This window comes from Chloroflexota bacterium, assembly GCA_016219275.1.
Lineage (GTDB): Bacteria > Chloroflexota > Anaerolineae > UBA4142 > UBA4142 > JACRBM01.
In genome coordinates this window covers 91144-97301 of the sequence record JACRBM010000105.1, presented here as the reverse complement: position 1 = coordinate 97301, position 6158 = coordinate 91144, and the positions used below count along the sequence as shown (strand labels likewise).

The following is a 6158-nucleotide window of genomic DNA, read 5'->3' as shown; positions in this document are numbered from 1 at the left end:
TTTGGCAATGTCAGATTAGACAAACATTCTAAATTGGACAATTGTAGCGAGTTGTGGCATTGATTAGAGAATGACGCTACTTCACTCTCGCCCAATCTGTTCGATCCCGATGGCTGGGGCGTGCCCAGCGATGCCGTGGATCAACTCGCCGATGATCTCGACGCCTTTTGGCAACACTATCGCCCCTACTTTCGCACCCGCACACGCGATACCAGCGAGTGTGCCCGCACGTTTTGGCGCGGGCAGTTGACTATGGAAGATCAACGCAACTTTGCGAATATCGACCGCCGGTTGAATCGGCGCGATGGTCAACCGCTCCAACATTTCATGTCCGAGTCACCCTGGCGTGCCCAACCCGTGTATGAGCAAATTCAACACGATATTCGGGACGAACCTGCATTGGCGACCGGGGGCTTGGTCATTCTGGATGAAAGTGCCGATGCGAAAGCCGGTGACCAGAGCGTCGGTGCCGCCCGGCAACACAACGGGCGCTTGGGCAAAATTGACCTGAGTTTGGTCGCCACGTGTTTGGCGTTTGCTCATCCCGCGACCCGCACCTGGGCGTTGGTGGACGGCGAATTGTTTTTACCGGCGTGCTGGTTTACGCGTGCGTATGCGACACGTCGCCAGGAGGTCGGACTGCCACCCGAACGCACCTTTGCGACCAAGCCGGCATTGGGTCTCGCGATGATCCAGCGCGCCCAAGCCAATGGCTTGCCCTTTGACACGGTTGCCTGCGATGAATTGTATGGGCGCAATCGGGACTTGCGGGCAAAATTGGACGAAATGCACTTGAACTATGCCGCCCAAGTCCCCGCGAACACGCAAGTTTATCTGCAAGCACCGCAAGTCGGCGTGCCGCGCCGCAAAGGTCATGGGCGGCCACACACCCAGCTGCGTGTGCAGAGCCGGCACAAACCGCATACCGCATGTGCCGTAGGACGACGGTCGGCGACGGTCTGGCAACGTGTTCAAGTCCGGCACTTTGAACGCGGTATTTTGGAAGCCGAGTTTGCAGTCGTGCGCGTGTGGACCTTGACGCCGACGATGCAAGTCCGTGCCGAATGGCTCGTGATTCGCCGCGATGCCGATGGGCGCATGACCTACAGTCTATTGAACGGTGTCGCCGACACGCCAGCGTTCACCTTGATTGAACGCAGTTGTTGGCGCTTTTACACCGAGCGCACCTATGAAGATGCCAAGTCGGAATTGGGCTGGGACGATTTCCAAGCCCGCAAGTATCGTGCCTGGGAACATGAGATGGCATTGACTGCCGCAGCGACTTGGTTTGTCGCGAGCATCAAGTTGAAATGGCAGACGACCTATCAACGCGATCCCAGTTTAGCGAAACAATTCCAGTTGGAAGTGTTGCCCGCGCTCTCTACTGCGAATGTGCGAGATTTGTTAATGTCCGTACTCCCTGTACCGCAACTAACGCCAGAGAGTGCGCGTCAACTCGTGGTGACACACCTCGTCAACCGAGCGCGGTCCACGAGTAGCCGGTTGAGAAAACAGCAAGAACAAAACGATTCATCCTAATCTGACATTGCCAAAGTAGTTACCAACGAAGTTGTTCATTCGCCGATAGCGCACGCGCGGTCGAATGAAAATCCGGACGACCCACCCTTCCCTCCCCTTTGCAAGGGGAGGGTTAGGGAGGGGTATTCTCAAGCGAGTCCCAAAAAAGAGTTGAGGATGTCACAAGATTCCCACAACCACGTTGCTGTCGCCATCACACACGGCGATTCCGTCACCGTGAACGACGCAATTCAGGTTCTAGAAGGACAAAGCAAAAAAGGATTTTTGGCGCGCACCTTGCCGTTTCTCGGTCCCGCGTTTATCGCGTCCGTCGCGTACATGGACCCGGGCAACTTTGCGACGAATATCCAGGGCGGCGCGCAATTCGGGTACATGCTCGTGTGGGTGATCGTCGCGAGCAATTTGATGGCGATGCTGATTCAATCGCTCTCCGCGAAACTCGGCATTGCGACCGGGTTGAACCTGGCAGAACAGTGCCGCGAACATTTTCCGCGCTGGGTTGTCATCGCCATGTGGGTGATCGCGGAACTGGTCGCGATGGCGACCGACCTCGCGGAATTTCTCGGCGCGGCGCTCGGCTTTTATCTGTTGTTCGATATACCACTGTTCACCGCCGGTATTCTCACCGCGATCATCACGTTCGTGATCCTGGGTCTGGAACGCTACGGCTTTCGTCCGCTCGAAGCGGTCATCACCGGGTTTGTCGGCGTGATCGCGCTGAGTTACCTCGCCGAAACATTGATCGGCAAAGCGGATTGGGGACAGATCGCGTACCACGCCGTCGTGCCGCAGTTCAGCGGCACGGAAAGCGTGTTGCTGGCGAGCGGCATTCTCGGCGCGACCGTGATGCCGCACGTGATCTATTTGCACTCGGCGTTGACCCAGGGTCGCATCGTCACGCGCGAGCCGAAACTGCTGCGCCGGCTGTACCGTTTCGAGTTACTCGATGTCGTGATTGCGATGGGCGCGGCGGGATTCATCAACGCGGCAATGTTGATCATGGCGGCGTCCACCTTTTTCAGCGAGGGCTTGACGAGCGTTGGCTCGATCGAGGAGGCGCATCGCACGCTCGCGCCTCTGCTCGGCAGCGCATCGAGTTGGATTTTCGCCGTCTCGCTCCTCGCATCCGGTTTGTCGTCCTCGACGGTTGGCACGATGGCGGGGCAAGTGATCATGCAAGGATTTTTGCGTCGTCACATCGCGCCCTGGATTCGGCGTCTCGTCACCATGTTGCCTTCGCTCGCGGTCATCGCGATTGGACTCGAGCCGACGCGCACGCTCGTCATCAGCCAGGTCGTGCTGAGTTTCGGTTTGCCCTTTGCGGTGATCCCGCTCGTTTACTTTACCGCGCGCAAAGACATTATGGGCGTGCTCGTCAATCGCCGCGCGACGACCATCGTCGCAAGCATCGTCGCCGCGTTGATCGTCGCGCTGAATATCTTTTTGCTGTACCAAACTTTGTTCGGCGGAGACTAGTTTGCCCTATGTCATTGCGAGCCGCGATGCGGCGAAGCAACCCCCAACCCCACCCCAGCCCTCCTCTTGTCAAGGGGAGGGTTGGGCGAAGTGATCGCTTCGTCGGCACGCTTTGCGAACACCTCCTCGCAATGACACCTGTGGCGGAGACACAAACATGTTCAAACGATTTCTGGTGCCCCTCGATGGATCGAAACTCGCTGAATCGGTGTTGCCAACCGCGCGGTTCTTCGCCGAATGTTTCGGCGCGACCATGCTTCTCTTTCACGTCGTCGAGCAAGACGCACGCACCACGGTGCACGGCGAACGGCATCTCGCGAACGCAGCGGAAGCGGAAGCGTACCTCGACGAGGTTGCCGCGCGTCTCGCGCATCCCGCCGTCGCGATTGAAAAACACGTGCACGCCGTTCGCCAAGCGGATGTCGCGGCAAGTATTATCGAACATGCGACGGAATACGCGATTGACTTGATCGTGCTGTGCGCGCATGGCAACAGCGGTTGGCGCGATCGCATCACCGGCAACATCGCGCAACAAGTCGTCGCGCGCGGGACGACGCCGGTGTTGTTCGCGCGCGAGAATAAATTGCGCCAGCAATTCGCGTGCGCGAAAATTTTGATTCCGCTCGACGGCACGGCGATTCACGAACCGGCGCTCCCCGTCGCGACCGACATCGCGCGCGCGTGCGGCGCGGGCTTGCATCTGCTCACCGTCGTGCCGACGACGAGCACCTTGTCCGCCGAACGATCCGGCATCGGGACATTCCTGCCGACGACGATGACGGCGATGCTCGATCTCGCTCAGCGCGGCGCGGTGGAGTACTTGCAGGCGCTCGCGGCGCATCTCCTTGCCGATGGAATACCGACGACGGCAAACGTCGCGCGCGGCGATGTTGCGCCGGCGATTCTCAGCGCGATGGAACGCACGCACGCGGACTTGATCGTGCTCGCGACACATGGACGCGGAAACCTGGACGCGTTTTGGTCGGGCAGCGTGACGCCCAAGGTGTTATCGCGGTCGAGCGTGCCAGTGCTGTTGGTGCGTGTGACCGGGGAAGAAGTGGCGCGGTAAGTTGGATAGTTCAGAGTCGCGTGGTCGAACGGTCAAATAGTCACGTGGTCAACAATTCGTGGGGCAATTTTCCAAATTGCCAGACCCAATTCGCGTTTAGTGAAGATATTGAAAGTCGTGGGGCAATTTTCCAAATGCCAGACCCAATTCGCGTTTAGTGAAGATATTGAAAATCGTGGGGCAATTTTCCAAATTGCCAGACCCAATTCGCGTTTAGTGAAGATATTGAAAATCGTGGGGCAATTTTCCAAATTGCCAGACCCAATTCGCGTTTAGTGAAGATATTGAAAATCGTGGGGCAATTTTCCAAATTGCCGAAGGTCATGAAAAAAAGCGACCTCCGTTCTTATCGAACGGAGGTCTTGCATTTGCGGCGTGAGGTAATTGAAATGTACGCGGTCAAGCATCCTGCGCCACTGGCGCGCGCCATTCGACGAGCAACAACACGCCAATGATGACGAATGCCGCGCCGAGTACTTGGAGCAACACCAGTCGCTCGCCGAGCAACGTGTACGCGTAAATCGTGACGAATACGATTTCGGTCATTGCGAGAATGCTCGCGACACTTGCCGGCAAATGTCCCAGTCCAAACGTGTACAGCGAAAACGCGATGATCGTTTGCGCGAGCATCCCCGCAAACCAAAAGTATGATGTTGCCGGGACAGGCAGCGGAAACGGCACGAAGAATTGAAACGGCAGCAACGCGAGTGCGCCGAACGCAAAGGCATAAGCCAGGACGGTGATCGCGTCGTACTGGGCGCGCACGCTTTTGCCGAACAAATTCCACGCGGCATACGCGAGCGGCAAGCACACGCCAACGAGCAACCCGTTCGTCGTCAGACTCACTTGCCCCAGCGCGTCTACACCAGAGACGAACGCGGTCCCCGCAAACGTCAGCAATACCGCGACGATCTTGCGCCACGTCAGCGGCTCGCGCCAGAGGAACCACGCGGCGATCACGACCATCGCCGGCATCGCGGATTGTTGAATCGTGGCGACTGCCGCGCCGTTGAGAAACACGCCGAGATTCCAGAACGTGTGGAACGCACCCAGTCCCGCGCCGGTCGCGGCGAGGCGCACCAAATCGCGCGGGGCGACACGCAATCGGTCGCGGCGTAGTACGAACAGTCCGGCAAACAAAAGAATCGCAGTACAGAGATCGCGCCAGAACGCGAGCGCGAGCGGAGAGATTTCACTGCCCAGCAAAATCGCTTTGACGAAAATGCCGGACGTGCCCCAGCCCGCGGCGGCAAAAATGACGGCAACATAGCCGGATAATTTGGCAGACACGGACGATTACGCCAGCATCGTTTTGGCGCGGTTCGCGGACGAGGATGCGTCTGGCGCAAACAGATCAGCGCCGATTTGCTTAGCGAATTGTTCCGTCACTGGCGCGCCACCGATCATCACGACAACCTGGTTACGCAACCCGGCGGCTTTGAGCGCGTCCACCGTCTTCACCATCATCGGCATCGTCGTGGTGAGCAGCGCGCTCATGCCGATGAAACGCGGTTGATGCTGGCGAACCGCGTTCACGAATTTATCCGGCGCAACGTCCACGCCGAGATCAATCACCTCAAATCCCGCGCCTTCGAGCATCATCGCGACCAGGTTCTTGCCAATGTCATGCAGATCGCCTTTGACGGTGCCGATGACGATCTTGGCGACCGGCTTGACATCCGCCTCGACGAGCCGCGGCTTGAGCAACTTGAGTCCCTCTTGCATGGCGCGCGCCGAGACGAGCATCTCCGGCACATAGTACTCGCCCTGCTCAAAGTAACAACCGACTTGCGCCATCGCCGCGATCATCCCCTCGTTTAGAACCTTGGCAGGGTCTGCCCCGGCATCCAGCGCCGCTTTGATTTCGGCAACGCATTTCTTCGCGTCGCCTTCGACTACGCTCTTGTAGATTGCTTCGAACACATTGCACCTCTTTAGACGTGAACAATTCGTCCAATGATTTGTCCTTGTTATACCAGAAGTTGGCGGGCTAAACAAATCGGTGACGTGGCGGGTACGCGTTTTGTTGAGACAAAAATCTATCATCCGGCAGACGCACTGCGTCCGCGATTGT

The 6158-nt window shown here is 58.0% G+C and carries 5 protein-coding genes; 3 read left to right on the top strand and 2 right to left on the bottom strand.

Features of this window, described 5'->3' with window-relative positions:
• Positions 1 to 120 precede the first annotated feature (120 nt).
• The 3 genes from HY868_27560 to HY868_27550 all read left to right on the top strand — a co-directional run bounded on the left by HY868_27560 (position 121) and on the right by HY868_27550 (position 4084).
• A complete protein-coding gene (locus HY868_27560; GenBank protein MBI5305917.1) occupies positions 121 to 1539 on the top strand; it encodes an IS701 family transposase in 1419 nt (472 codons plus the stop codon).
• 156 nt (positions 1540 to 1695) lie between these two features.
• Positions 1696 to 3015 (top strand): Nramp family divalent metal transporter, encoded by a 1320-nt coding sequence (locus HY868_27555; GenBank protein ID MBI5305916.1) that lies wholly within the window; start codon positions 1696 to 1698, stop codon positions 3013 to 3015.
• Between the two features lie 157 nt (positions 3016 to 3172).
• Positions 3173 to 4084, top strand: coding sequence for a universal stress protein (locus HY868_27550; GenBank protein ID MBI5305915.1), 912 nt, complete (start codon positions 3173 to 3175; stop codon positions 4082 to 4084).
• 399 nt (positions 4085 to 4483) lie between these two features.
• On the opposite strand, the gene HY868_27545 is transcribed toward HY868_27550, so the two are convergent.
• Positions 4484 to 5374, bottom strand: coding sequence for a DMT family transporter (locus tag HY868_27545; protein MBI5305914.1), 891 nt, complete (start codon positions 5372 to 5374; stop codon positions 4484 to 4486).
• 6 nt (positions 5375 to 5380) lie between these two features.
• Positions 5381 to 6130 (bottom strand): corrinoid protein, encoded by a 750-nt coding sequence (locus HY868_27540; protein MBI5305913.1) that lies wholly within the window; start codon positions 6128 to 6130, stop codon positions 5381 to 5383.
• Between the last annotated feature and the right edge of the window lie 28 nt (positions 6131 to 6158).

What these genes read in the sequence shown, in the direction of transcription:
- HY868_27555 (MBI5305916.1), top strand. Translation starts at nt 1,696, where the DNA reads ATGTCACAAGATTCCCACAACCACGTTGCTGTCGCCATCACACACGGC.
- HY868_27550 (MBI5305915.1), top strand. Translation starts at nt 3,173, where the DNA reads ATGTTCAAACGATTTCTGGTGCCCCTCGATGGATCGAAACTCGCTGAA.
- HY868_27540 (MBI5305913.1), bottom strand. Translation starts at nt 6,130, where the DNA reads ATGATAGATTTTTGTCTCAACAAAACGCGTACCCGCCACGTCACCGAT.